At 66.2% G+C, this 26,752-nt stretch carries 24 protein-coding genes; 11 read left to right on the top strand and 13 right to left on the bottom strand.

All coding sequences use genetic code 11. The annotated features are described in order from the left end of the window. Positions 1-13: 13 nt before the first annotated feature. Positions 14-1,057, bottom strand: coding sequence for an ABC transporter substrate-binding protein (locus tag ITJ66_RS02970; RefSeq protein ID WP_370582553.1), 1,044 nt, complete (start codon positions 1,055-1,057; stop codon positions 14-16). Between the two features lie 180 nt (positions 1,058-1,237). Next, on the bottom strand, positions 1,238-1,603 hold the full coding sequence (locus ITJ66_RS02965; RefSeq protein WP_159877072.1) for a VOC family protein: 366 nt from the start codon (positions 1,601-1,603) through the stop codon (positions 1,238-1,240). Between the two features lie 92 nt (positions 1,604-1,695). On the opposite strand from ITJ66_RS02965, the gene ITJ66_RS02960 reads away from it, so the two are divergent. Continuing rightward, the gene (locus tag ITJ66_RS02960; protein ID WP_194643334.1) at positions 1,696-2,655 is read left to right on the top strand and encodes a YafY family protein; all 960 of its coding nucleotides are present in this window, start codon (positions 1,696-1,698) and stop codon (positions 2,653-2,655) included. Positions 2,656-2,689: 34 nt separating this feature from the next. Here ITJ66_RS02960 and ITJ66_RS02955 read toward each other — a convergent pair whose 3' ends face one another. Then, positions 2,690-3,169 carry an HIT family protein gene (locus ITJ66_RS02955; protein ID WP_194643332.1) on the bottom strand — a complete coding sequence of 160 codons (480 nt, stop codon included), beginning with the start codon at positions 3,167-3,169 and terminating at the stop codon, positions 2,690-2,692. Between the two features lie 58 nt (positions 3,170-3,227). Between ITJ66_RS02955 and ITJ66_RS02950 the strand changes: the two genes are divergently transcribed. The 7 genes from ITJ66_RS02950 to ITJ66_RS02920 all read left to right on the top strand — a co-directional run bounded on the left by ITJ66_RS02950 (position 3,228) and on the right by ITJ66_RS02920 (position 13,215). Continuing rightward, positions 3,228-3,830 carry a bifunctional 2-polyprenyl-6-hydroxyphenol methylase/3-demethylubiquinol 3-O-methyltransferase UbiG gene (locus ITJ66_RS02950; protein WP_194643330.1) on the top strand — a complete coding sequence of 201 codons (603 nt, stop codon included), beginning with the start codon at positions 3,228-3,230 and terminating at the stop codon, positions 3,828-3,830. Beyond that, the gene (locus ITJ66_RS02945; protein ID WP_370582552.1) at positions 3,809-4,693 is read left to right on the top strand and encodes a potassium channel family protein; all 885 of its coding nucleotides are present in this window, start codon (positions 3,809-3,811) and stop codon (positions 4,691-4,693) included. Before ITJ66_RS02950 ends, ITJ66_RS02945 begins: the two co-directional genes overlap by 22 nt. Before the next feature lie 322 nt (positions 4,694-5,015). Further along, positions 5,016-5,603 (top strand): recombinase family protein, encoded by a 588-nt coding sequence (locus ITJ66_RS02940; protein WP_194644752.1) that lies wholly within the window; start codon positions 5,016-5,018, stop codon positions 5,601-5,603. 293 nt (positions 5,604-5,896) lie between these two features. Beyond that, the gene (locus ITJ66_RS02935; protein ID WP_194643328.1) at positions 5,897-6,445 is read left to right on the top strand and encodes a hypothetical protein; all 549 of its coding nucleotides are present in this window, start codon (positions 5,897-5,899) and stop codon (positions 6,443-6,445) included. Further along, positions 6,442-8,934: a tetratricopeptide repeat protein gene (locus ITJ66_RS02930; RefSeq protein ID WP_194643326.1), complete on the top strand. Its 2,493-nt coding sequence runs from the start codon at positions 6,442-6,444 to the stop codon at positions 8,932-8,934. Before ITJ66_RS02935 ends, ITJ66_RS02930 begins: the two co-directional genes overlap by 4 nt. Positions 8,935-9,048: 114 nt before the next feature. After that, a complete protein-coding gene (locus ITJ66_RS02925; protein WP_194643324.1) occupies positions 9,049-9,678 on the top strand; it encodes a TetR/AcrR family transcriptional regulator in 630 nt (209 codons plus the stop codon). A 435-nt stretch (positions 9,679-10,113) separates the two neighbouring features. Next, positions 10,114-13,215 (top strand): RHS repeat-associated core domain-containing protein, encoded by a 3,102-nt coding sequence (locus ITJ66_RS02920; RefSeq protein WP_194643322.1) that lies wholly within the window; start codon positions 10,114-10,116, stop codon positions 13,213-13,215. A 483-nt stretch (positions 13,216-13,698) separates the two neighbouring features. On the opposite strand, the gene ITJ66_RS02915 is transcribed toward ITJ66_RS02920, so the two are convergent. The 5 genes from ITJ66_RS02915 to ITJ66_RS02895 all read right to left on the bottom strand — a co-directional run bounded on the left by ITJ66_RS02915 (position 13,699) and on the right by ITJ66_RS02895 (position 18,500). Continuing rightward, entirely contained in the window at positions 13,699-14,358 is a 660-nt protein-coding gene (locus tag ITJ66_RS02915) for a response regulator transcription factor (RefSeq protein ID WP_194643320.1), read from the bottom strand. Continuing rightward, positions 14,355-15,626: a sensor histidine kinase gene (locus ITJ66_RS02910; protein WP_194643317.1), complete on the bottom strand. Its 1,272-nt coding sequence runs from the start codon at positions 15,624-15,626 to the stop codon at positions 14,355-14,357. Before ITJ66_RS02910 ends, ITJ66_RS02915 begins: the two co-directional genes overlap by 4 nt. Positions 15,627-15,694: 68 nt before the next feature. Beyond that, positions 15,695-16,915: a serine hydrolase gene (locus tag ITJ66_RS02905; protein WP_194643315.1), complete on the bottom strand. Its 1,221-nt coding sequence runs from the start codon at positions 16,913-16,915 to the stop codon at positions 15,695-15,697. A 14-nt stretch (positions 16,916-16,929) separates the two neighbouring features. Continuing rightward, positions 16,930-17,754, bottom strand: a complete 825-nt coding sequence (locus ITJ66_RS02900; protein WP_194643313.1) for a hypothetical protein — start codon at positions 17,752-17,754, stop codon at positions 16,930-16,932. Then, a complete protein-coding gene (locus tag ITJ66_RS02895; RefSeq protein ID WP_194643311.1) occupies positions 17,754-18,500 on the bottom strand; it encodes an ABC transporter ATP-binding protein in 747 nt (248 codons plus the stop codon). Before ITJ66_RS02895 ends, ITJ66_RS02900 begins: the two co-directional genes overlap by 1 nt. A 99-nt stretch (positions 18,501-18,599) precedes the next feature. On the opposite strand from ITJ66_RS02895, the gene ITJ66_RS02890 reads away from it, so the two are divergent. Further along, positions 18,600-19,154 carry a hypothetical protein gene (locus ITJ66_RS02890; RefSeq protein ID WP_194643309.1) on the top strand — a complete coding sequence of 185 codons (555 nt, stop codon included), beginning with the start codon at positions 18,600-18,602 and terminating at the stop codon, positions 19,152-19,154. 89 nt (positions 19,155-19,243) lie between these two features. Beyond that, positions 19,244-19,957, top strand: a complete 714-nt coding sequence (locus ITJ66_RS02885; protein WP_194643307.1) for an HAD family hydrolase — start codon at positions 19,244-19,246, stop codon at positions 19,955-19,957. Between the two features lie 31 nt (positions 19,958-19,988). Here ITJ66_RS02885 and ITJ66_RS02880 read toward each other — a convergent pair whose 3' ends face one another. The 3 genes from ITJ66_RS02880 to ITJ66_RS02870 all read right to left on the bottom strand — a co-directional run bounded on the left by ITJ66_RS02880 (position 19,989) and on the right by ITJ66_RS02870 (position 23,094). Beyond that, entirely contained in the window at positions 19,989-20,432 is a 444-nt protein-coding gene (locus ITJ66_RS02880; RefSeq protein WP_370582551.1) for a BLUF domain-containing protein, read from the bottom strand. A gap of 369 nt (positions 20,433-20,801) precedes the next feature. After that, a complete protein-coding gene (locus tag ITJ66_RS02875; protein WP_194643305.1) occupies positions 20,802-22,073 on the bottom strand; it encodes an HNH endonuclease signature motif containing protein in 1,272 nt (423 codons plus the stop codon). A gap of 424 nt (positions 22,074-22,497) precedes the next feature. Continuing rightward, positions 22,498-23,094 (bottom strand): hypothetical protein, encoded by a 597-nt coding sequence (locus ITJ66_RS02870; protein ID WP_194643303.1) that lies wholly within the window; start codon positions 23,092-23,094, stop codon positions 22,498-22,500. Positions 23,095-23,152: 58 nt separating this feature from the next. Here ITJ66_RS02870 and ITJ66_RS02865 point away from each other — a divergent pair, with 58 nt between their 5' ends. Continuing rightward, positions 23,153-24,451 carry an FAD-dependent oxidoreductase gene (locus ITJ66_RS02865; RefSeq protein WP_194643301.1) on the top strand — a complete coding sequence of 433 codons (1,299 nt, stop codon included), beginning with the start codon at positions 23,153-23,155 and terminating at the stop codon, positions 24,449-24,451. A 182-nt stretch (positions 24,452-24,633) separates the two neighbouring features. Here ITJ66_RS02865 and ITJ66_RS02860 read toward each other — a convergent pair whose 3' ends face one another. Continuing rightward, positions 24,634-25,944: an ABC transporter permease gene (locus ITJ66_RS02860; protein WP_194643299.1), complete on the bottom strand. Its 1,311-nt coding sequence runs from the start codon at positions 25,942-25,944 to the stop codon at positions 24,634-24,636. Beyond that, positions 25,941-26,648 (bottom strand): ABC transporter ATP-binding protein, encoded by a 708-nt coding sequence (locus ITJ66_RS02855; protein ID WP_194643297.1) that lies wholly within the window; start codon positions 26,646-26,648, stop codon positions 25,941-25,943. The genes ITJ66_RS02860 and ITJ66_RS02855 overlap by 4 nt, the downstream gene beginning before the upstream one ends. Positions 26,649-26,752: the final 104 nt, after the last annotated feature.

Genomic DNA, 26,752 nt, shown 5'->3' with positions numbered 1-26,752 from the left:
ACCGTCTCCGGGTTCAGAGCTCGTCCTCGTGCTCGACCCACCACGCCTTGATCTTCTCGAGGCCGTCGACGAAGCGGATGGACGGGTTCAGCTCGGCGCCGTGCAGGGCGATGTACCGCTGGTTGCGCACCGCGTCCATGGTCTTCGTGAGCGGGTCGGACTCCAGGAAGGCGACTTTGTCGTCGAGGCGGTCGCCGGGGAACCGGTCGCGCTGCAGGTCGCCGAGGACGAGGACCTGCGGGTCGCGGTCGACGAGGTCTTCCCAGGTGGTGGCCGGCCAGTCGTCCTCGAGTTCCCCGAAGACGTTGTCGAGCCCGGTGGTCGAGGCGAGCAGCGCGGCGGATCCGAGCCCACCGCCGACGTACGGGGTCTTCGTGTCGGCGAACCAGAACGCGACCGTCGTGCCGTCGAAGTCGACACCCTCGGTCGCCTTCGCGGCACGACCCTGCAGCTTGGCGACGAGCGCAGCAGCACGGTCGGAGACGTCGAAGACCTCTCCCATCTCGGTGATCTCCTGGTACAGCGCGTCGATGGTGAGCGGCGTCGTGCGCGTCCCACCGCCGTTGATGCTCGTGCCGTTGTCGCAGTCGGTGGGCGAGAGGTAGCTGGCGACACCGGTCTCGGCGAACCGCTCGCGTGGTGCGACGCCGCCCTCGTTGAAGTGGCGGCCGAAGGACGCGGTGACGAAGTCCGGGTCGGCACCGAGGACGACCTCGTAGGTGGGGGCGTTGTCGGCCAGGCGCGGGACGTCGGCGTTCGCGTCGGCGAGGGAGTCGAGGACGGGGTCCGTCCAGGAGGCGGTGCCGACCATGCGGTCTTCGAGACCGAGGGACAGCAGGATCTCGGTCGAGTTCTGGTCGAGGGAGACGACCCGCTGGGGCGCGGCGTCGATCGTGACCTCGGTGCCGCAGTTGTCGAGCGTGAGCGGGTAGTCGGTCGCGCCCTGCCCTGCGGCTGCGGTCGATTCGGGCTCGACCGCTTCGGACGCGCCGCAGGCGGACAGTCCGACGGCGAGTGCCGCGGCGAGGACGAGGCTGATGGCGGCGCGCTGGTGCACGTCGTCTCCTTCATTCGAGGGGTGGGACCCAGGAAGGATAGCCTTACCTGAGTATCGGAGGCGAATCGGCCCCGCGCTGCCCCCGGTCGCCCCTCAGCTCGGTTCGACAAGCCCATGGCATGCCTGGCAGCCCGCGCCGCTGTGGAGGTTGTCTCCCACAAGCCGCGCGGGCCACGAGCATCAGTCCACGGGTGAGACGCGAATGAGATTCCCGTCGGGGTCTGCAATCACGAACGTCCGACCGAAGACGTCATCGTGTGGCTCCTCCACGACGGTGACGCCCTTGGCCTTCCACTCCTCGAACACCTGGTCGACGGCGGCCTCCGAACCGGGAACCATGAGCCCGACCTCGAACGTGCGCGGGGTGCTGGGCACCGCGTGCTCGTTGCGTCCTGTCCAGAGGGCGAAGAGCACGCCGGGAGCAACCGGGAAAGCGACGTACCTCGGGCTGGTGAAATCGGGTTCGATCGTGAAGAGGTCGCTGTAGAACGCGGTGGCAGCCTCAGCGTCCTGGACCTGGATCAGAAAGAGGTTGGGTGCGGGCATGGGTGGCTCCTGTCGAGTGGTGCTTGCGGTGTTACACAAGCCAACCTCCCAATCACGCCACCTGTTGTCAGGTTTTCAGAGAAACTTGTCCAATGAAAGCCGCCCGGCTGCTGAGCCTGCTTCTCGTCCTCCAAACCCGCCAACGCGTGACGAGCGTGGAGCTGGCGGAGCGCTTGGAGGTGTCGGTGCGGACGATCCTGCGTGACGTGGAAGCCCTCTCGGCGGCTGGCGTACCCGTCTATGCCGAGCGAGGGAGACACGGTGGCATCGTCCTCCTCCCCGGCGCGCGCCTGAATGCGTCCCATCTCGAACCAGCCGAGATGGATTCGCTCTCGCTCGCCGGCCTCGACCGCGTGCAGCGCGCACAACTGGGGATCACCGCCGCTCACGACATGGCCATTCGGAAGATCGCGGCCCGCCGTGCTGCGAACGCAGCCGGGGACACGAACCTTGCCGAACTCGTCATCGTCGACAATTCAGGGTGGCTCGCCGTCGAAACCCGCGACACCGACGTCGCAGATCTGGCGTTGACGTTGCGCTCTCGCCCACGGCTGCGAATCCACTACCGCCGAAGCGGTGCCGAGCACGCGACCAGTCGGGACGTCGACCCGTATGGGCTCGTTTCGAAGTCCGGGCGGTGGTACCTCGTGGCCGATGACGATGGAACGGCAAAGCTCTTCAACCTCGAACGGCTTGAACACTATGAAGCCCTCCTCGAGCCCGCGGCGACACGGCCTGATCAAGACTTGCGGTCGGTCTGGGCCGAACTGAAGCATCGCTCCGAGGGCCCCGGGGAAGTCGAGGTGACGGTCAGGTTGCGAGGAACGCGCGTCGACCTCGCCCGACGCATCTTGGGCAGCCGTCTGAAAGCGATCGGATCAGGTGAAGACGGGTGGCAATTGTTCACGGTCAGCTACTCCGAAGTCGAATCCGTGCGCCAGCTCCTGCAGTTCGGCGATCACATCGAAGTGCTCGCCCCCGCAAGCGCCCGCCAACGCATCGTCGAACTCGCGACAGATCTCATCAACCGACACAACTCACCGCCCGCCTGACGGTTCGCGTAGCGGCCGTAAACGTCAACGAGGGCTATCTACCGAGTGGAGGTTCCGACGACTCCCACATTCGCTGGAGCGCGGCGATCGCGGCATCGAACGCATCAGGTGGAAGATACGTCGGGCCGTCTGCGATGTTCACATTCCTGAGGGGGTCGTCGGTCGCGTGCTGAGGGAGCAGGTGACAGTGCAGGTGGGGCATCCGGTGGCCCATGACGAGGTAGTCGATCTTCTTCGATCGGAAGACACCATCGATGACACGTGCCGCACGTTGCACATCTGCCCAAAACCTCGCGAGTTGTTCTGGCGGGAGTTCCGACATGTCGACGACATGTTCTCGAAGGATCACGAGGATGTATCCGGCGTGGTGTTGATTTCGAGCGAGCCGTACGTGACTCGTGCTGGTTGTCGCGATGAGGGCGCTGTGCTCGTTCGTCGGTAAGTGTGCGTCCGCGCACATGCCGCATTGCTCGGCCGCCGTCAGCGCTTGCCATTCGCCATCCGACCACCACATGGCTTCCACGGTAAACGACCGATTGCAGCCGTCGCTGGAGACCGGGCAGTCTTGACCGATGGAAGATGAGCCGGCGGTCCGCTGGAACCACAACATCCACTACCACCGGCACATCCTCGACGTCGTGCCGGACGGAGCACGCACCGCGCTCGACGTCGGTACCGGAGACGGACTCCTGGCGATGGAGCTGCGCGAGTTCGTGCCTCAGGTGACCGGGATTGACCCCGACGCTCAGGTACTCAAATCAGCTCGTCGCCAGCAGTCGGACGTCACCTGGCTCGAGGGCGACGTCATGACCTATCCGCTCACGCCCGCTTCGTTCGACGTGGTGGCTTCCGTCGCCACGATCCACCACCTGCCCGACCTCGAAGCGACGCTGACCCGACTCGCCGAACTCACCGCCCCGGGTGGCACCATCGCTGTCATCGGTCTGGCCCGCTCATCCCGACTGCTCGACCATGCCTACGACATTGGGGGATTCATTCAGCATCAACGTCTCGCTCGACGGTTCGGTGTCTGGGAACACTCCGCACCGACGGCGCCTCCACCGCATTCCTACACCGACGTACGAAGGAGCGCCGCCCGAGTCCTGCCGGGAGCAACATGGCGACGGCTGCCCCTGTGGAGGTATGCGCTCGTGTGGACGAAGCCAACTCGTTAGCGATAACCGCCTACCGCTCACTCTTCGTCTGTCCCGGTGAGAGCCTTCAGCGGGCGCGCTATCAAGAAGGCTCGGCGCCAGTACAGTCCGCCGGACACGTCAACGCGGACGGCTCCTCCAGATACGCTCGCCGCATGACCCAGGCACGTTGGCAGAAGCTCACTGAATGGCCCCTCGCGATCGCGGCGGTCGTCTTCCTCGCGGCGTACTCCTACGAGGTGATCGCCGAACCCGGTGGAAGCATCGCCGAGGTCATCATCGCGGCGACGTGGGTGGTCTTCGTGGCCGACTACATCGTCAATCTCGTGCTCGCGAGGCCGCGATGGCGATGGTTCTACACACACCTACTCGACCTCGCGATCGTCGTCCTCCCGCTGCTCCGGCCGTTGCGCCTACTCCGGCTCGTCACACTCCTGGCGATCCTGAACCGGACCGCCGGCGCCGCCTTCCGAGGACGGGTCATCATCTATGCCGCCGGCGCATCCACGCTCCTGGTGTACGTCGCGGGTCTTGCGGTCCTTGATGCTGAACGCGGCGGTGACGGCTCGATCCAGACACTTGGCCAAGCCCTCTGGTGGGCATTCGTCACCATCACCACAGTCGGCTACGGCGACTACTTCCCCGTGACGTACACCGGACAGCTCGTTGCCGTCGGAGTCATGATCGGCGGGATCGCCCTCATCGGTGTCGTCACTGCCACGCTTGCCTCATGGATCGTCGAGCGCGTCGAGCAAAGGGAGGCCGTATCCGAAGCGATCACCAGTGCGCACATCGAAGCACTCACGACCGAGATCGCGTCGCTTCGGCAGCTCATCGAAGGGAAAGTGGGCGAGACGCTTCCAGACGGCGCATCGTCGAGGTGATTGCGGACCTAGGACAGTCCTCCTGCGAGCGCGAAGTATCCCGGCGGCCCGCCCCTGGGGGGTCTGAGCCTCGATTCGAGGGCAATCCGTCGCCTCGGACGACTGATACCGGCGCCCAGCCTAACGGCGTTATTCATCAGGCACATCTGAAAGCGTCTCAAAAGGCAACAGGTTTACGAGACACGCAAGGCAGCGATGATCTCGGCTAACTCAGGCCCAGAAAACCGCAGATCGCGCAGACGGTCGACTGTCTCGAAAAGTCGTCTCGCATGTGAGCGTGTCCCAAACAGGCTGGCAAGGGTTTCTGAGACATGCTGATGCCATAAGGCAGATCGGATACACCAGAGTCAGCACCGCAGGCCAGGACGCACAGCTGCAGCTCGACGCACTCCTCGCCGCCGGCGTCCAGAAACGCGATGTGTTCGCAGACGTGACCTCCGGCAGCAAGACCGCGATCGAGCGTCCCGGCATGACAAAACTGCTCGAGTACGCCGAGGCCGGCGACACCGTGATCGTGTGGCGCATCGACCGACTCGGCCGCTCACTCATCGACGTCCTCAACACCGTCGAGCTCCTACGCAGCCGGGGTATCCATGTGCGATCACTCTCAGATGGGATCGACCCTGCGACGTCGACGGGCCGGCTCATGCTGCACATGCTCGCCACCTTGGCCGAGTACGAGCGCGAGCTCATCGTCGAACGCGTGAACGCTGGCATCGCCGCGGCGCGCGAATCGGGCACCCGATTCGGGCGCCCACCCGCGAACCCCGACACCATCGCGGAGAAGCTTGACATCGTCACTGAGGCGCGTAGCCGCGGTCGCACGGCCGCGGAAGCAGCCGCGCTGGTCGGCTGGAGTCGTGCAACGCTCTACAGACATCAGACCTCCACCGCGACACGAACACCCTGAGCTTCCGAGGTAGGCGGGAGGGCCCCCGATAGCGGTTGGTAGGCAGTGTCTGTTGCTGGAGGTTCCCAACCAAGCCGTGGAGCACTCGAGAATTCAAGTCCCTAGTCGTCCTCAACTCGCCGCAAGCGCCCGCAGATGCCGACTTAGAGTCCGATCCATATTGGATCCAGTGCGTCGACCTGGATTCAAACCGCCCAGCGATTCCCTACGGGCGCCGCGAATTCTGCACCGCTCGGTAGGCTCAGCTGAGGTCCCGACAGCTAGGGGGCTCCGTGCGCGTGGAAGGGTGAGTGGTGAGCCGTACGAAACCCGTGAAGGAGTCCTCTCGTTTTCAGCCGGACGGAGTTGAGGAGGAGATCAGGTACGGCCGTGATCACGAACGGCTTCGCTTCTTCGTGAGCTCTCGGATGAACGGGACACTGGATAACGAACGTCGAATCGCCGCGGACACCATCGATCGTCTGGTCACACATCGCGCTTGGTGGTGGGAGCGGGATGCACTGTCGGGTGTGGCCCATTCAGAGAACGAGTGCGTCAAGTACGCGGCAACCAGCGACGGCCTAGTCCTATTGGTCGCGGGAGAACTGAGCGGCATCGTCCATGCCGAATACGCGGCGGCAAAACAGGCCGCCGTGGAGCGATACATCCTCATCCGAGATGGAGATGTAATTCCCTCCGAGGTGCAAGCGTTCATCGATCAAGAGCGGAAGACCACAGTGACGCGGAACTTTCAGAACGCCGCTGAACTCGAGTCTCACTTGTATCAGGCATTAATTCGGACGACGGTGCGCGCAGCACGCGAGGTTCAGATCCGGCGGCGACAGCAAGAGGTGAGTGAATGATGTCCTTTGATGACCGCGACGGGACTGACTTGGACGCTGCAGTCGCCTGGGGCGAAGGTCTCGCGAAACAAGTGGGATCTGCACTTGCCTCGGATGATGACGCCCCCATGCTCGCCCTCCTGGAAGAGGTCGAACCGCTAGTACGGAACGCGAACGACTACTTTGCGCGTCTGGTCACCCAGGCCGGTCTTCTGCGAGTCATTCATGGCGTCCGCCTCGCACAACTCTCCCACGTCGATCAGTCATTGGACTTAGACCGTTTCGACGTTGTCTTCGACGAGGCACTCGAAGTGGGCTCTCAGGCCGCACTCTCTGGCGCGGCCCTGGGTGCGGCAGGCTTGCTGTACGGGAGCCGACAAGAGTACCGCCGTGCCGTGGTCGCCCATGAGACTGCAGCCGCTCGGTGGGCTTCGGTAGGCAGGCCAGAGTCCGAAGCCACGGAACTACTCCGCGCCGGCGCGTCCGCTTTTCACGTTGAATCCATGGGCTCTGCGCTCGAACGATCAGCACTGGCGCGCGCAGCCTACGAGCGCATGGGCGACACGCACGGGGTCATCTGGGCAACGCTAAACATGGCTCAAGCTGCTGATCGCGGAGACGGGGATGCTGCACGAGAGCTCGTGCAAGAAGCGCGGGCACTGAGCATCGGACTCCGAGACGGTCACATCACCTGCAGCATCCTGATTCAAGAAGGCGTACTAGACGCTGAGAACGGCCAACACGAAGCGGCGAAGGAACACTTCAGCAAGGCCTACCGGAGCGCCCGTAGACGCGGCGCAGCCGACCAGGCACTGGTCGCTGCAAAAAATCTCGGCCTCTTGCACACCGAGATAGACCAGCCGCTGCGAGCTGCGACATGGTGGGACAAGACGGTGAGCCTGGCGATCGTGCTATCTGACTGGCATGAACATCAGGAAGCCGAGCGCGCCCGTGGTGTTGCCCTTGCTCGAGCGGGGCGGTACCAGGACGCAGTCGCATCCTTCGATCGCGCGATCGCCCTCAATGAGGACAACCAAAGTTCCCTCGACGCCGCCAGGTCTCGAGCAGACAAAGGCGCGGTGCTTCTTGAATACGCCCTACGCGGCGAGGTATCAGATAGCCGGTTTGACGAGTTGGTTGCTCAGGCTATCTCGCTACTCAACACGGCCAGAGGCGAACTGGAAGCGCTGGGCGACTTCGAGTGGGCAGCCACGACCTTGCGCAACTTGCGTACAGCTTGGACGTTACAAAAGACCGAGGCCGACGGCGCCGCAACCCTGCGTGGACAGGCGGGCCGTTACGGCGAGAGCGCCCCGGCGTACGCGGCCGAGCTACAACGAATTGCCGCCTGGCTCGCCCTCTCAGCAGGTTCCACGGATGACGAGATCTGGCAACTCTTGCGAGACGCAGTCGCTGTGACCACTGACGACACAGTTGAACAGGCTTGGGCGCTGGCGAAGGAAGCGGCAAACCTCGCCGACCGAGGTTTCGACGACGCAGCCGTACACCTCTACGACGCTGGACTCGAACGCCTTTCTCCGAAGGCGGATCCGTCTGCGTTCGGCAACATCCTCAACGACTCTGTAATCGTTCTCGAGCGCCTCGAACGCCTCGACGAGGTCCGTGAGCGACTGCTCGTTGTCGAAGCCATTGCTCGCGAGTCGAAGGACCGCGTCTTGCTCAGTCTGGCCCTCTCCAATCTCGGTGAAACCGCGGTGCGGCAGGAGAACAAAGCGCTCGCCCGCGACTACTTCACCGCCTCGGTCTCGCTCGCTGAAGAAATCGGTGATGACAATCGAGTCGCAGTCGGGCTGGCCTCTATCGCCAATACATATGTCACTGCGGACGAGGTCGAAGAAGCCGACGCGTACAGCCGTCGCGCTCTAGTTGCAGCGCAAACCGCTGGAAGTGACGAAGCATGGCTCCGCGCCACCAGCGCCACGGCTAGCGTCGCATACCTACGCGACGACTATGAAGCGGCGTTCACGGCCTGGGATCAATGCGTCTTGCGTGCTGGTGCGAGCGACGCTGGGGACTACCCGGCGTTCGCCCTCGATAGCCTTGCGCAGATCGGCGATTGGCCCCGCTTTCGCCGTCAATTAGACCGGTACTCGCGAGGAGCTCAACGCGCCCAGAGCCAAGCAGGCTTCGTGGAGGATCTCCACCTCCCGGCACTCACCTGGCTGAAGAACGGTCGCCCTGCAGCAGCCGGCACCGTACTGGCGTACAGTCTGCTCCTTGCATTCGAGGGTGCGAGCATCACCTACGGACCCCGCGGACGCGAACTTTCCACAGCCGAGCGCAACGAAGCGCTCACGCAAATCAGTGCCCCGCTCGGCGCAGCACGAGCCATATTCGTACTTCTCGAACTCCCGAAACGGGAGGCTCAAACAGTGCGACGTGCCTACGAACGAACTATCAACCGCGCGGCAGGCGACGATGCGGCAATACTGCTGGAAACTGCTGACCGCCACATCTTCACCGACCCCGACGACAGCAGTGAAACGTGAACCGACTCGCTTTGCCAGCCGCAGGGCGGAGACGCTGCCCGCTGTCTCTCCGGCCCCTCCGATAGTGTCAAGTGTGCCTTGCTCGAGACGAGCTGCGCAGAGAGGTGGCAGGTTGTGGCGAGTCGTGAGCCGAAGCAGGAACGTGCCGTCAGGCGGAAGCAGATATTGCTGCAGACAGCTGCGGAGCTGATTTCTGCGGATGGCTACGCGGAATCGTCATTGGTGAAGATTGCGGCCGAATCGGGCTCGGCACCGGGTTCGTTGGCGTTCTTCTTCGCGACAAAGCAGGGAGTCGCCGAGGACGTCATCGCCGGCGGTGTCGCGCTGATCGAGCAAGCGGTCCGTGAACGAACCGATGCGGTCTTCGACCCCGTGTCCCGCCTGGTCATCGGCACGATCACTGTCAGTGAATTGCTTGAGCGCGAGCCGATGGTCCGTGCCATGGTGCGGCTGTTGACCGAAGAGCCTCTCTTCGCGGAGCAGTGGGATGCTCACCACGGTCGGACGATGGGCTTGGTGCGAAGCCACGTCGCGCGGGCGGTTCAATCGGGCGAACTGCCGACTATTGATGAGGAAGCTACCGCCTCGCTCATCGTCACGATCATGACTGGTATAGCCTCCGCTGTACGAGGAGGCGACGCGCAGCCAGGGTCTGGCGCAAAATCGCTTGCAGCGTTCTGGAAGATGTGCCTCGGCGACGAGCGGTTCTTCGAACTCGAATCACACCTTTCGCAACTGAGCTGAGCGGTACTACGCCCCTCTGCGTTGGGATCGAGCACCGGCGCATGGGCAGGGTTATCCCTGAATTCTTGGAGTGCGCCTTCCCACGATTCGATTTTTATGCCACGTTGAAGGGCGGGCGCGGGGTCCGCAGCTTCGGGGGGAAGCATGAAAACTTTTTGGGGTATCACTCTGTCTGCCGCGCTCATGTTCGGCGGTTCGATCCTTCCGGGAACGCAGACGCTTCCGAACACTTCGGTCGATGCGCCTCCGGTTGATGCTCCAACGCCCAGCCCGTCTTTCGAGCCACCCGAGAAATCCCCGACGCCGGAGCCTTCGCCAGATCCGACAGAGTCACCCGAACCGTCTCCGGACCCGACCGAGCCTCCGGCAGAGCCCAAGCCGGATCCTTCACCGAGCGCACCAGAGACGCCAGTCGAGTGGTGGAATCAGCCGTGGGTGCCTGATTCCAGCACTCGTAATCTCACCAATCCTGCTGGCAGAGCCCCGGCTGGAACGGTCGCTGCAGCCCCGGGTTTGGGGTCCGAGTCCTACTTTGCATTCGAAGACTTCCCACTCTCAGATGACACCGCCGCGCGAATCAACATCGCCAACGGCAACCTCCTCATCACGTCAAACGACGGATCGACGGCTGCACCGGGGGTGGGCATCAGCCTCGACCGCTACTACAACGGCCTCACGACAAAAGCCGGGTCGTTTGGCGGAGGCTGGACGTCGGAGTTCTCACTGCTCGACGTCGGCCTGACAATCGCAGCAGGGGTAGCGACGTTCCACGACGCCGCCGGCACTGAGCGCACGTTCACGGAGACCACCGCAGGTTCGGGCACCTGGACAGCCAGCCCCGGCGTGAACCTCACCTTGCAAACGAGTCCGAACGCTGCCGCCACGGCCGGCAAAGACAGCTACTGGATCACCGACAACAAGTCGGGCAAGAAGTGGGTATTCACGCAGGCGGGCTGGCTCTACCAAGTGCTCGACCGCAACGGCATCGGCTACACCTACTCACTTGACGCCTCGGCCACTCCATCCGGAACGGCAACCGACGTCAATGGGCGCGCCACAACATTCGTTGGCAACGCGAGCCCAGCAACGGCAACTGACTCGGCCGGCCGTGTTGTGAAGTACACGAAGGACTCGCTGGGGCGGTTGGTGAAGGTTGAGAAGCCGGGCGGAACCACGTCGGTCATGACCTATGACACCGTGGGCCGCCTTGCGACGATCGCTGTGGCCGGCTCCTCAGTATCCAGCACCTCAGTCACCTTCACCTACGACTCATCCCACCGGATCGCGACGGTGAAACAGAAATCTTCGTCCACGCTCTGGGGTGCCAAGCCCGACCTCGTCACCACGTTTGCGTACCCTGCGGGGAAGACAACGATCAAGGATGCGAACAACAACACAACGACGTTCTCGAAGAACACCGACGGTTTGATCACGGCAGTACAGGACTCTTTGAGCCGAACCCGGACTCAGACCTGGACACCCGGGAAAAGCGTTGCATCGACCACAGATGCGCTCGGTGGATCGCCCGGCAACCAGACGTTGTACACGTATGACGTGCTGAACAACCCCACCCAGTCGACTCTTCCGACTGGAGCGGCCGCATCGGCTGTCTACGCTCAAGGCACGAATTGCCCTGACGGGTCAACTGGCACCGCCTACCAGGTGAAATGCAGCTTCGACGCCGCCGGAAACTCACGAGGATTCCAATACGACGCCGCCGGAAACCAGACGAAACTGTCGGACACCACCGCAGGGACGAACACCGCGATCCAGGAGTTCGTCTACGAGGTGCCCGGCCGGACGATTTGTGGCGGGTATGCCGGTCAGAAGTGTTCAGCGAAGGATGCCAATGGCAATGTGACGACATATCAGTACAACGCAACGGGAGACCTGGTAACCGTCACCCCGCCGGCGCCGCTCGGCGCGACAACGTACACCTACGACGCCCTGAGCCGGGTGAAGACCGTCACGAACGGCAACGCTCAGACCACCTCGTACACCTACGACGCTCGAGATCGAATCCTTACCACAACGTTCCAGTCGGGTTCTTCGGTGTCCGTCACGTACTGGCCGAACGGATTGAAAAAGTCCGAAACCTCGTCGAAGAACACGGAACATCTGACGAAACTCTTCGAGTACGACGAGCAGGGCAACCTCACTAAGCAGACCGGTCCCGAGAATGCGTCCGTCATCCTGAAGATGGAGTACGACGCAGTGGGCAACCTTCGGAAGTTCGAAGACAGCGCAGGCCAGGTCGGCTACAGCTACAACGCCGCGAACGAACTGGTGTCGATAGCGGAACCAGGAGGGACATGCGCGTCAGGCGCCCCAGCATCTGGGTCCGGGTGCATCAAGTTCAGCTACGACGCGAATGGTAACGAGATCAAGCGGACGTTCCCGGGGAATGCCACCGTGTCTACGACCCGTGACGCTTCTGGACGCCCAACGAGCATCGTCGCGAAAAACGGTGCGGGACTTGTGAGCCGCAGCATCGGATATACCTATTCGTTGGACGGTGCGGACACCGCGCAGATCCAGACGCGCGTGAGCACGAATGAGCAAGGGATCACCTCCGGGGCGATCACGAGCTATACCTATGACACCCGGAACCGATTGACCAAAGCCGAGGAGAAGGCGGCTGGGTCCATTACTGCGCAGTGGCGGTACGCCTTCGACGCCATGGGAAACCGCACCAGCCAGAGCCGGTTCGGGACGACCGGGCAGTCCGCGGGGACAATCTCGTACACCTACAACGCCGCCAATCAGCTGATCTCCGAAACAGGAAAGACCGATCGAAAGTACAAAGCCGGCGGAGAGGACTTGAGCCCATTTCCCGCCGGTTGGGACGATCGCGGAGGAGCTGACGTGCTCTTCGGTGGTGAAACGGTGCACTTCGGTCAGGGCAACACGGAGCTCATGCAGTTGATGCAGACGCAGTTCTTCACGAACAGCCCACTCGGCATCGCACAGCAGCAGACCCGCAATTTCAGTGGGACCGCCACCACCGTAATTGCCTACACGAGAACACCGGCCGGTGAACTCGCATCGAACCGCATCAATGGTGCGGGCCACTACTACATCCTGGACGGCCTCGGATCGGTCGTCGGAACGTTCTCCAGCAACGGAGGATTCGAAGGCGGCCTCTCCTACTCGCCCTACGGCGAAGACAGATCCGTCAACACGGCCACTCCAACCGGCGGCATGAAGTACATCGGCCAGCTCCAAGCACGAACCGCCATCTACAAGTTCGGCGCTCGATACTACGATGTGCGCGTAGGGCGGTTCCTCCAGATGGACCCGAGCGGTCAGGAAGCACACCCGTACGCATACGCTGGCTGCAATCCGATCGGCCAAAAAGACCCGACGGGGCTCGATGTTTCGGGCGATTGCTGGGCCCAAGCCGGCGAGGTACTCTTCAGCACGGCTGGAGCCGTAGTTGGCAGCACCACGCCAATCGGGGCACTCTTCACAGTGCCGACTTACTACTCATACATGCAGAGCATCCCGACAGATGAGTACGGATACGCGATATGTTGAACAATTCGAGGCGATGTGGTTGGTTAACGCGATGAGCCGAACGCAGAAATCATTTGCAGGAGTTCCCTGGTATTCCTGGGTGGCGATACTTATATTTTCGCTTGGCCTCATCATATTTAGTCGCCTCAGTCCCACAACCGGGTGGGAGTGGGCATACCTGATATTCGCCGTCATCGGCGCCACGGCCGCGACCCTTTCGCTACTAGCGCTAGCAGTTAGACGCTCGCGGGAGCGCAATGCAGGTAGAAACGGACAGTAGAAGGATAACGAACGATCTCCGTGCGACTCTCTGCCAGTTCGGAACGGACATGAACACCTTCAAGTCGCTTGCGCCCTTCTCATCTTGGTCGACCTTGACTTGTAGTTGCTCTCGCGCGGATGGAGGGTGACGAGGGCTTCTTGATGCCGCCCGGCAGGCGTGTGTCGCTCGCGTCCAAACCGCTGATAATATTTATTATGTCGTTCGCATGCGGCACCCACAGCTCAACGCGGGTCGACGAGCCCCGCGCGGATGCCCCAGAGCACGGCCTGCAGGCGGTCGCGCGCTCCCGTCTTCTGCAAAAGACCGGCGAGGTGGTACTTCACCGTGGTGGGTTCGAGGAAGAGCCGGTCGGCGATCTCCGCATTGGAGAGTCCCTGCGCCAGGAGGTCGAGCACCTCGAACTCACGATCGGTGAGCGGTGACTCGACCGGCGCGGTCGCGACCGGGGCCTCGCGCCGGCGCTCCGAGAACTCGCGCAGAATACGACGGGTGAGGCGCTGATCGAGCGTCCCCTCCCCCGCTGCGACGGACCGGATCGCAGCGAGCAGCGTCGCCTCGTCCGCACCCTTCAGCAGGAAACCTGCTGCACCGGCTTCGAGGGCGGCGAACACGTCCGCGTCGACGTCGAAGGTCGTGAGGATGAGGACGTCGGCGTCGAGATCCGGATCCGCCGTGATCGTGCGGGTCGCCGCGATCCCGTCCGTGCCCGGCATCCGGATGTCCATGCAGATCAGGTCCGGACGCAGCTCCTTCGCCAACCGCACCGCGTCGGCACCGTCGATCGCCTCGCCCACCACCTCGATGTCGGGCTCGGCACCGAGGATCACCGAGAGGCCGGCGCGGACGACCGCCTGGTCGTCGGCGATGAGGAGGCGGATCATGCGTCACTCCGATGCTGGTCGGGACCCTGCTGGTCGGGACGGTGTTCGTCGGGGATGGTCAGGCGGTTTCGCCACCCACCCTCGTCCGTCGGTGCTGAGGTCAATCGCGCTCCGATGAGCTCCGCACGCTCGCGCATGCCCCAGAGCCCATAACCGTCACGAGACGGCGACGCAGGCCGCTGCGACGACGCCGCGTTCGTCACGATGAGCTCGATCGCGTCCGCCTCGAACCGCACCGCCACACGGCAGACGGCTCCGGGCGCATGGCGGGCGGCGTTCGCGAGCGATTCCTGGACGGTCCGGTACGCGGCCGTCTCCGCGAGCGGCCCCAGCGCACGAGGCTCGCCGGTCACGGCGTAGGCGACGTGCTGCCCCCGCGACCGCGCCGCCTCGACGAGTTCCGGGATCGCCGAAATGGTCGGGGTGGTCGCCGGGCCGAGGGTCGATCCGTCTCCGCCTCCCTGGGCGTCCGCGTCGTCGCTGCGCAGCAGGCCGACCGTCCGCCGCAGGTCCACGAGCGTGGTGCGGGCATCGGACTGCACCGTCTGGAGCATCTCCCGAGCGCGTTCCGGGTCGCGCTCCACCAGAGCGCTGGCCGCCTGCGCACTGACGATGATCCCCGACAGGTGGTGCCCGGCGATGTCGTGCAGCTCCCGCGCGAGGGCGGTGCGCTCAGCGCGGAGGTCGTTCTGCACGCTGATGCGACGCTCGTTCTCGGCCATGCGTGCCTGGTCCTCGATCGCCGACAGCAGGCGCTCGCGACCCCTGGCGTACTCGGCGACACCGGCCGGGAGCACGTACTGCAACACGATGCGCGCAACGGCCGCGAACACGAGGATGAGCGGCTCCTCGGACGACCCGAAGATCATCGCGATGCCGCCGACCACCGTCGTCGCGACCGCACCGGCCACCAGCGCGCGGATGACCGTCCGCCGCTCCGCGCGACGAGCGAGCGCATAGGTGGCGAGGATCACGCCGAACGAGCCGATCCCGAGTTCGCCACCACTGGACCCGAGGACCAGGAGGTCGAGGAGGACCGCCACGCCGAACACCGCGACAGAGTGCCGACGCCGGAAGAGCAGGGCGATGGCCTGGAGCACGACCAGCCCCGCATGCGCCCACGGTGACACCTGACCCGGCACGGCGTGCAGTTCGTCGACCCACGGGACGACCCCGAGGTACCCCACCGCACCGGCGAGGACCAGGACCGGCGGGAGCACCGAGCGCAGACGGGCCGCGACAGGGGCGGGCCGCGCGGGAGAGGTCATGGGTCGAGTCAACCACGCCGAGCGCCGACCCCGATGGGGGCCGGCGCTCGGCGTCCGGTGGGAACCGATCATCGCTCGCAGAGGGTCGCGTCGAGGGCGTCGACGACGATCCGGTACTGCTTCATCAACCGCTCGTTGTCGTCGGGCGAGACGACCGCCCACGGCAGCGACGTGACGGCGATGGTGACGGCCGTGCCGTCGGGGCCGACCGCGTTGCGCGTCTGGGTTCCGGGGATGTCGCCGCCATGGCCCCAAGCCACACCGCCGCAGCTCAGCGGGTAGCTCTGCAGGCCCAGTCCATACCCCGCTCCCGGCCACAACTCGTCGCCGGCCGGAACCGTGGTCTGCATCTCGGCGAGGGTCTCCTTCTCCAGGAGTTCACCGTCGAGCAGGGACTTCATGAAGACGTTGAGCTCGTGCGGCGTCGAGACGAGCGCCCCGGCGGACCAGGCGAACGAGGTGTCGAGGGCCGTGATGTCCAGGAGGTCGCCGACGGTCTTCGCGTGGTACCCGTGCGGGTGCTCGCCGCGCAGCTCGAGTTCGCCTGGCGCCGGGAAGTACGTGTGCTCGAGGTCGAGCGGCTTGACGATGCGCTCGTCGATCTGCTGGGCGAGTGCCCGATCGGTGACGTGCTCGACCATGAGCCCCAGCACGAGGTAGTTCGTGTTGCTGTACGCCCACCGCTCCCCCGGTACGAACACGGCCGGCTTCGCGAGGGCGATGTCGAGCATGTCGCGGGGCGAGGTGTACCGCTCCTGTGCCGCGAACGCGTCGGCGGCGATCTGGTCGGCGTACTCGGGGAGCCCCGCCGTGTGCTGGAGCAGCTGACGGACCGTGATGCGGGTGCCGTCGATGCCGTCGCCGGTGATGAGCCCGGGGAGGTAGGTGTCGATCGGGGCGTCGAGCGCGACCTTCCCCTCCTGGACGAGCTGGAGGACGACGGTCGAGACGAACATCTTCGTGTTGCTCGCGATCCGCACCTCGCCGTCGACCGGGGCCGGCTCATCGGTCGCGAGGTCGCCGATGCCTGCCGCGACGTCGATCGCCTCACCGTCCGGCCCGATCACCGAGGCGAGCGCCGCGGGGTAACCGGCGTCGACGAGCGACTGCATCCGGTCCTGCAGCGGGCCGGATGCGGAGCCGGTGCCGGCGGTCTGCTCCGTGGCGCTGGAGCAGGCGCTGAGGGAGACGGTTCCGGCCAGCAGCGCGGCGGCGGCCGAGACGGCGATGATCGTGCGGTGACGGGTCTGGTGCTGCGTCTTGGTCTGGGTCTGGTTCTGGTCGTTCATGTGGGTGGTTCCTTTCAGATGTCGCGGCGCGAGAGCGCAGCGGATGCGGCCGCAGTGAGGGCGGCGGTGAGGGCCACGAGGGCGAGGATGACGACGGACGGTCCGAGCCCGTCTGTTCCGCCGTGGATCACGCCCTGGGCGAGGGCGACGGGCAGGAACTGGGTCCAGACCGGCACGATGCCGCCGGTGATCAGCTGGATCGAGGAGACGACGATCGGTTCGAGGATGAGGATCCCGATCATCGTCAGGACACCGGCGAGCTGGGTGCGGACGATGAGTCCGACCGCGAGACCGATGACCGACAGGGCGGTGACGGCGAGGACACCGAGCCCGAACCGTGCTGCGAGGTCCGGGAGACCGAGGACGAACGGCGTCCCGGTGGCTGCCAGGGTGATCACGAGCGTGACCAGGCTGACGAGGGCGAGTACGACACCGAGGGCGGCGCCGACGAGTGCGACGGCGCCCGCCTTGGCGACGACGATGCGGAACCGCTTCGGCGAGGCGAGGACAGCGCCGACGATGCCTCCGTAGCGGTCGTCACTCGTGCCGGCGAGCACACCGAGCAGGGTGATCGCCAGGAGTGCGACGCCGATGGAGCCGCTGCCCATCGACGCACCGAGGGGGTTGAGCGCGTCGAGTTGGACGGCACGGGAGGCGAGGTCCAGGACGGGGAAGTCGCTCCCGAGGGCGTCGAGGCCAGGGCCGATGTCGCCGTCGGCGAGGGCGGGCATGAGCGTGACGAAGGCGAGTTGCGTGACGATGAGTCCCACGACGGCGACCGCCGCGGTGACCTTCGTCGCGGTCGTGGTGACGAGACCGATGAGTTCAGCGCGGAACATCAGCGCACCTCCCTGTTCTCGATGAGCTGGGCGCTTCCGGTGACCTGGAGGTAGTACGCCTCGAGGTCGCCGCCCGATGCGGCGAGGATGTCGCCCATCGACGACTCGGCCACGACGCGCCCGTCGGTGATGACGACCACGTCGTCCGCGATGTCTTGGACGTCGGAGAGGAGGTGGGACGACAGCAGCACCGTTCCACCCGCGTCGGCGAACGCACGCAGCCGGAGTCGCAACCACTGCATGCCCGCAGGGTCCAGGCCGTTCGACGGCTCGTCGAGGATGAGCACGGCCGGCTCGCCGAGGAGCGCTGCCGCGATCGCGATGCGCTGACGCATCCCGAGCGAGTACCCACCGGCGGGGCGGTCGGCGTCGCGTGCCATCCCGACCTCGGTGAGGACCGCGTCGATGCGGGCTGCGTCGACCCCGATCCGCGCGGCGGCGATGCGGAGGTGCTGCCGCCCGGTGCGAGCCGGGTGGAGTCCGCCCGCGTCGAGGACGGCGCCGACGGTGAGCGCCGGCTGCTCGAGCTCGCGGTACGGGCGACCGAGGATGAGGCTGTCCCCCGCGTCAGGACGGGCGAGTCCCAGCAGCAGGCGGATGGTGGTGGTCTTCCCGGCGCCGTTGGGGCCGAGGAGTCCGACGACCCGGCCGGGGTCGACGGTGAAGGACACGTCATCGACGCGCGGGCGACCGTGGAAGGTCTTGCGGAGGCCGCGAGCCTCGATGGGATGAGTGGAGAGGTTCATGGCTCCAGCCTCGGCGCAAGGCGTTCCGGGCACCCCCGCCTGCCGCACAGTCCCGGGCTGGCCGAACGGACAGTGATCGACGACCTCTAGGCTGCTGGCATGGACACGACTGCTCGGATGCATGATCGACGTCACCGTCTCGCGCCGCGCGCGACCGTCGTGGCCGCGGTGGTCGTCGTGGTCGCCGGTCTGCTCGCCGGCTGCGCGTCGTCACCCTCGCCAGACCGGACGACGGTGGCATCCGCATCGGCATCGGATTCCGCCACCCGATCGGGCACCGGTGAGATCCGGCACGAGCTCGGCCCGCTCACCGACCGCTTCCCACAGCTCGCCACCGCGCTCTCGGCGACCTGGATGTCGGGGACCATGGGTGACGAGCGGGTTCCGGGCCCGAGCACCTACTGGATCGACGCGATCGTCGTCCTGGACGAGGCCGGCTACGCGGAACTGCGCGCGCTCGCACCAGGTGAGGCGGGCTCGGACGCGGAGGCGGAGCTTCCGGACCTCGACGCCGGACTCGACGACGCGCTGCCGCCGGGACCGCTCGTACGGTCGTCCGCTCTCGACGACGCCTTCTCGCAGGACGGCCGCTCGACGCAGGTGTTCCTCGACGATGCGACCAGCTCGGTGATCCTCACGAGTCGGTTCCAGTAGCGGCCGCCTTGCCGCGTCCGCGGGCTCGCACGTTCTGCGGCGAATGACCACCGCTTCACAATCGCGGGCTCGCGGGTTTGACTGGACGCATGTCCGAACCAGCTGACACCACCGTCCCCGAGAACTCCGACGACCGCATCGCGGTGCTCTTCGACATCGACGGGACGCTCGTCGACTCGAACTACCTGCACGTCGACGCGTGGGACCGCGCGTTCGCCGACGCCGGCAGGCCGGTCGACGCTTGGCGGATCCATCGCTCGATCGGGAAGGACGGCGGTGAGCTGCTCGAATCGCTCCTGGACGGGTCCGACGAGGTCGAGCAGTACGGCGAGCGGGCGAAGGAGTTGCACAGCGAGTACTACCTCCAGAACACCTCCCGGCTGCGGGTGATCGGCGGTGCGCGCGAGCTGCTCGGCGAGTTGGCGGGGCGCGGGATCGCGGTCGTGCTGGCGACGTCGGCTCCGGAGAACGAACTCGAGATCCTGCGGGACCTGCTCGACGTCGACGACGCGATCTTCGCCGCGACCTCGTCCGGCGACGTCGAGACCGCCAAGCCGGAGCCCGACATCGTCGAGGTCGCGCTCGATCGCGCAGGCGTGCCGGCCTCGCGCGCCGTCATGGTCGGCGATGCCGTCTGGGACATCGAGGCGGCTGCGCGGGCCGGTGTGGAGTGCATCGGGGTGCGCAGCGGTGGCTTCGGCGAGCAGGAGCTCCGTGATGCCGGTGCGGTCGCGGTCTACGGTGACGTCGCCGAGCTGCTCGCGAACCTCGACGACAGCCCGATCGGCAAGCTCGCAGACTGACTGCGGGTGTGAGCGCGGGCTTGAGCGCGGCTCAGCTCCGCGTGGCGCGGCTGCGGAACCAGCGGGCGAGTTCCTGCAACGCGCGCATGGTGGCGGTCGGGTCGTCGCGGTCGAGGTCGTCGAAGGTGTCGCGGTAGCCGTCGAGGTCTGCGGCGGAGCCGGTGTCGGCGCGTTCGAAGCCCATGGTCCAGGCGGCGAACTGGCGTTCGCGGATGGGCTCCTCGAACATCACGCGGATGCCGGTGTGGCGCGGGTCGGCCGCGAGGGTGTCCATGAGCTCACGGACGGCGGGCTCCGGTCCTTCGAGGACCTGGAGGAACCGGTTGTCGCGGTAGACGAGCATGCCGGTGAGCTGTGCGCGGGCGTTGTTCTCGCGGCAGACGGCGAGCAGGGCGGTGAGGTCGTCATCGCTGAACGGCTGTGTCGCCGTGCTCGCGTACACGAGTGACAGCATCTGGTCTTCGTCGGTGCCCACGTTTGGAGCCTACCCGGCGAGGTGCGGGGGCGGTCCCGGAAGCAGCTCCCCGCGCTGCGTGCCCTCACCCCGACTGCCCTTCGACAAGCTCAGGGACCGAAACGTTCTGGGCACACCTCTTCCGGTCACTGAGCCTGTTCTCCCCGGTCACTGAGCCTGTCGAAGTGCCCACCAGGACCCCTCAACGTTCCGGGCACACCTCTCCCCGGCCACTGAGGCAGCGCAACCCGAGTGCCCTTCGACAAGCTCAGGGACCGAATCGGTTCCGGGCACACCTCTCCCGGTCACTGAGCCTGTCGAAGTGCCCACGAGGAACCCTCCGACACTTCGACAGGCTCAGCGCGGCGCAGCTCAGGGGACCGCAACTGGTCAGAACGGTGCGGGATCCGGTTCAGTCCGATGGCGTTTGCCGTCAGGTGTCGTCCACTCGAGCACCCCGCCGGGACCGTGGTCCAGGTTCCACCCGGGGAGGTGCTTCATCCGGTGATGATGTCGACACAGGCAAGCGAGATTGCCGACATCCGTCGTGCCGCCGTCCTCCCACGCGACCGAATGGTCGAGATCGCAGGCCCTGGCTCGCCTGCCGCAGCCCGGTGCCCGACAGGTGCCGTCCCGAAGGCGGACCGCGCGCTGCAGGTCGGCCGGAACCCGGTACTGATTCCGCCCGACGGAAAGGACCGCGCCGGTCTCGGGTTGGACGAGGATCCGCGTGAAGCTGGGGGCGTTCACCGCGATACGCGCCGCGGTCTCCGGGTCGATGGGTCCGTAGCCGTCGAGCGTCGCCGGGGCATCGCTCACGCCGGCCATCGTGAGCGCCGGGACCGTGATCTGCACGGTGGGCTTGATGTGTTCCTGCACCTCGATCGGGTGCGGGAGGACCGCGCTGGACATGACGTCGTCGGGTGTGACGCCGGTGAGTGCGAGGGCTGCGAGGGCGTCGGCCTGGAGCTGTGCGCAGGTGCGGGTGTCGCCGGCCTTGCGCGATTCCGCAGCTACCGTCTCGACGCGCTCGATGATGCCTTGCGCGATCGGTGCCGTCGTGAACAGGTGCACCCACGCCATGCCGTCTGCGGCAGGTTCGAACTCGACCCGACGGTCAGCCTCCGAACGGGTTGCGCGTGCGGTGATCGATTCCGGGTGGAGGCGCTCGCGCAGAACGCGGGCACGCTTCCGGAGGTACGCATTGGTGGATTGTTCGGCGACCGGCAGGACCTCGGCGAGGAACACCGCTCGCCCTGCGGTCGGGACGTCGCAGAGCTGGTCCGTGATGGTCTGCGCATGCCGGGCGGAGATACGACCGGCCTCAAGTGAGGCAAGCACAGCCGGCGCTTCGTTCACGAGCAGTTCGGCATCGTTGGTCGCACGCTGAACCGTCCGCTCAGGCGTGCGCGTCGCCATCGCGAGCGCCGCACAGGTCGACCGGCGGGAGAGGGCCTGGCGTTCCGCCGGCGGGAAGATCGCCGGGACCGTGACGTCTGCGAAGGCGTCCGCGTAAGCGGCAGAGCGGGCGAGCAGGCGGGCCTCCTCGGCGTCCAGAGCAGCACGCCGACGCTGGATGTCCGCATAGTGGTCCGAGAACTCCGCGAGGCGTGCGGCGTGCTCGTCGCTCGCGCGCATCGCGGTGAGGGTGGTCTCGGTCATGGAACAAGTCCACCATGGACCACTGACATTCCAGATGCTGAGTGGTCTCGGATGTGGAAGTCTCCTCGCGTGCCCTTCGACAGGCTCAGGGACCGGATGGGGTTGCTCGGGGACCGGAGTGAGTGCGGGTGCACCTCTCCCGGTCACTGAGCTTGTCGAAGTGCCTACGAGTGCCCTTCGACAGGCTCAGGGACCGGATGGATGTCGGTGGTCTTGGACGCTTCCTCGGGTGCCCTTCGACAAGCTCAGGGACCGGCGAGGGTCACCCGGAGACCGGAGTGAGTGCGGGTGCACCTCTCCCGGTCACTGAGCTTGTCGAAGTGCCTGCGAGTACCCTTCGACAGGCTCAGGGACCGGCGAGGGTTGCTCAGGGATCGGCGAGGGTTGCTCGGGGACCGGAGGGACTCCGCGGCTCCCAGTCCACTCACCGGCCCATGAGCGCCTTCACGACCGCGATCGCGGCAGGCCCGTCGAGCGACGGATGACCCGCCCACTGCCCACCGGTGACGGATATCTCCGTCTCCGGCAGCACCACCGTCGTGACGATCACCGCGGCGACTCCGGTCTCGACCGTCGCACTGTAAGCGGTCCCTCCGGCAGCCTCGATGGTCGTATCCGGGATCGGCGTGAGCCCGGCGGCGGCGAGCTCATCGGCCGACAGCGCCTCGCTCGATTCGGGCGAGACGACGACCTCCACCGACCGGATGTCCGCCGCATCGATCGTCCCCTCCGGCGCCTCCCAGCCGCAGATGGTCCCGTACTCGTCCGCCCCGTTGTCCTCTCGTGCCACGAGTCCCTCGATGTACGGCGCGACGGCCGCCTCCACCGCCGCGCAGTCGACCTGCAGGGACGATCCGTCTCCCGAGCCCCCGCTCGACGACTCCGCCGGCACCGACGCAGCGGGCGATGCACTGCCGGCGGAGCCGCCAGCGGGCCCACTCCCACCGGTGCACGCCGTCAGCGCGAGCACGATCGTTCCGGAGACGAGAAGCGGCAGTCCTGCCCGCTGCAACAGACGCATGATGTCGACGATATGGGTTCCGGAGTAGTGTCCGGAAGAGACCGACGGGAGCAGCGCGATGAAACCGACGACCCGCACCGACAGCGATCACGTCGACCACACCAGCGACCGCGACTGCGTCATCGCGGGTGGCGGCCCGGCCGGCATGGTGCTCGGCTACCTCCTCGCCCGCACCGGCCTCCGCGTGACCGTGCTCGAGAAACACGCCGACTTCTTCCGCGACTTCCGCGGCGACACGATCCACCCGTCGACCATCACGTTGCTCGGCGAGCTCGGCCTGCGCGAGCGGTTCCTGCGGCTGCCGCTGAACCGGTTGCAGACGATGGACGCCGTGATCGACGGCCTGCGGATGACGATGGTCGACTTCCGCACCCTGCCAGCACCCGACCGTTTCCTCGTCCTCGCGCCACAGTGGGACTTCCTGAACTTCCTCGCCGAGGAGGCCGCCGCACTGCCGAACTTCGAGCTCCGCCTCCGCACCGAGGCGACCGGCCTGATCGTGGAGCAGGGCCGGGTCCGCGGCCTGCGCGCGACCACGACGACCGCCGACGACCCAGCGACCGAAACCGACCCAGCGACCAGCACTTCCACCGACATCGAGGTCCGAGCCACCCTCACGGTCGCGGCGGACGGACGCACCTCGGCACTCCGCGACGCGGCCGGACTCATCCCCGACGAGAGCGGCGTCCCGATCGACGTCCTGTGGTTCAGCCTGCCGAAACCCGCCGACCCACCGCCGCCGACCCTCGCCTACCTCTCGTCGCGCGGCATGGTCCTCACGATCGACCGGGGTGACCGGTACCAGTCCGGCATGGTCATCCGGAAGGGTGGCGCGGAGCTGCTCCGGGCCGAGGGTATGCCGTCGCTCCGGCAGCGGATCGTCGATGCCGCACCCGTCCTACGTCCGGTGGTCGACACCCTGACCGACTGGGACCAGGTCAAGCTCCTCTCGGTCCAGCTCAACCGCCTCGACCGCTGGTACCGCCCGGGCTTCATCGCCATCGGTGACGCCGCGCACGCGATGTCACCGATGTTCGGTGTCGGGGTCAACTACGCGATCCAGGATGCGGTCGCCCTGTCCAACGCGATCGCCGGCCACCTCGCCGCAGGGGACGCACCGTCCGAGGTCCTCGCGGCCGTCCAACGTCGACGCGAGCGGCCGGTCAGGATCATGCAGCGCATCCAGCGAGCGGGGCATCGGGTGATCTCCCGCACGACCACCGGCGCCCACATCGCGCCGCGGTGGGTGATCCGGCTGATGCGGCTCGCCAGCTCCCTCGTCCGACCGCTTGCAGCGAGGTTCATCGGGATCGGGCTCAGACCCGAGCACGTCACCACCCCACGGCGCGAAGCGTAGAAGAAGCGGGCACGGAGCCTCAACCTCCGACGACGGGACGGCCGCTTGTCGTAACGTGGACGCCGCAGACGCGACCTGAGCGTCTGCGCCGGCGCTGCTCCTCAACCTGGCGCCGGCGCGGCTGTGGGGCGCCGCTTCCGCCGCGCCCCACAGCCGCCACCCGCATTCCCGACCGATGCGCATCACTCGTAGCGGAGCGACTCCACCGGATCGGCCTTGGCGGCACGGGCGGCGGGCAGCGTTCCGGCGAGGAATGCGATCACCATGACGACCAGGACGATGATCCCGAGTGACACCGGGTCGAACGCGATGAGGTCGAGGCCCGGCAGGTCGGCGAGGAGCGATCCGGACAGCGCGGCACTGATGCCGGTACCGGCGAGCACCGCGATGCCGACGCCGATCGCACTGCCGAGGAAGCCGATGAACGCGGCCTCGAGGCTGAACAACCCGAAGACCTTCCCGCTCCCCATCCCCATGGCCTTCATCAACCCGATCTCGCGGGTGCGCTCCTGCACGGACATGAGGAGGGTGTTCACGATTCCGAAGCTGGCCGCGAGGAGGGCGATGATCGCGAAGGCGTTGAGGACGAGGACGATCCCGTCGATCACCGTCTTGATGGTGCCGAGCTGGTCCGCGACGGTCGTGCCGGTGTAGCCCGCGTCGGCCAGTCGGTCTTTCAACGCCGTGACCTGCTCGTCGGTGGCGTCCGCGCCGAACCGGATGGACGCCTGCGCGTACCGCTCGACCTGGTCGGACGGGACGCCGATGTTCTGGGTCTCGTAGAGGAGGTCGGTGAGCGCGGCGTTCGGCACGATCGAGGCACCGGTGGGCGAGGCGAGGCTCTCCTCGGCGACTCCGACGACGGTCGCGTCCACGGTGTGCTGCGTGCGCTGCGCATCCGTGATCGCGACCGTGACCGTCTGCCCGACCGCGTCGGCGTCGCTTCCGAAGCCGAGCGGCTCCACATAGGACGTGGGGAGCACGAGCTGGAGTGTGTCGGTGTCGTCGTCGGGCTGTGCACCGTCCAGCAGCGTGACGCTCTGCCCGGAGATGAGTCCACCGACACCGACGACGTACTTCGTGCCGCCGCCCGCCTCGATGTAGTCGGTCGAGATCGACTTCACGGCCTGCACGTCGAGGACCCCGTCGATCCCGCCGAGCTCGTCGAGATCGGTCGGTGTCAGTGCGACGACGGTCGATCCCGGCGCGCCGGCACCGGTGGAGGCGACCGCGTCCGGGTCGTACTCCTTCGGTCCGCTCGTCGCCGCACCCAACCCGCCGCCGGTGTCGGCCGTCTTGGTGACGGTCATCGTGTCGGACGCGCCGACGCTCGAGACCGTGTCGTCGATGTAGGCGTTGATGCCGGTGCCGAGCCCGTTGGTGAGGGTGAGGGTGAACGCTCCGACGAAGATCGCCAGGATGGTCAGGATGGTCCGGGTCTTGGACCGGAACGTGTTCGCGACGGCGGTCCCGATGAGGTCGACGGTTCTCATGCGGCCACCGCCTCGTCCTCGACGAGCAGTCCGTCGCGGATGAGGATCCGCCGATCGCAGCGTGCCGCCAGCTCCTCGTCGTGTGTGACGACGATGAGGGTGATGCCGCTCTCCCGGTTGAGGGAGAACAGGATGTCCTCCACGACGGCGCCGGTCGCCGTGTCGAGGTTGCCGGTCGGTTCGTCGGCGAAGATGATCCGCGGGTTGTTGACGAGCGCGCGGGCGATCACCGTCCGCTGCTTCTGCCCGCCGGAGAGGTTCACCGCGCGGTTCCGCGCCTTGTCCTCGAGCTGGAGCTGCGCGAGTGCGGCGAGCGCCCGGCGACGTCGGTCACCACGGCGGACGCCGGCGATCTTCATGGGGAGCAGGACGTTCTCGAGCACCGTCGCGTTGGCGGTGAGGAAGAACTGCTGGAACACGAACCCGAAGGTCTTGTTCCTGGTCGTGTTGAGGCGGCGACCGCGGAGGGTGCTCGTGTCGACGCCCTCGAGCTCGACGGTGCCGGAACTCGGTGCGTCGAGGAGCGCGAGCACGTGCATGAGCGTCGACTTGCCGGAGCCGCTCTTCCCGACGATCGCGACGCTCTCGCCGGCCTGGATGTCGAAGCTCACCCCCTTCAGCGCCTCGAACCGGTTCTGACCGCGACCGTAGGAACGCCGGACGTCCCGGACCGAGATGATCGGCGGCGCTGTGGTGCTCTGCATGGTGTCTCCTCGTCTGGGGCCGGGTGCTCCGGCACCACTCCAGACTCGCCGCGACGCCCGTCCGACGCGTCCCCCTCCGGCGGACACCCGTGTACCGCGTCCGT

It is taken from the genome of Plantibacter sp. VKM Ac-2885, assembly GCF_015351205.1.
GTDB lineage: Bacteria > Actinomycetota > Actinomycetes > Actinomycetales > Microbacteriaceae > Plantibacter > Plantibacter auratus.
The sequence above is the reverse complement of the archived record's forward strand: the minus strand, read 5'-3'. Positions and strand labels throughout refer to the sequence as shown.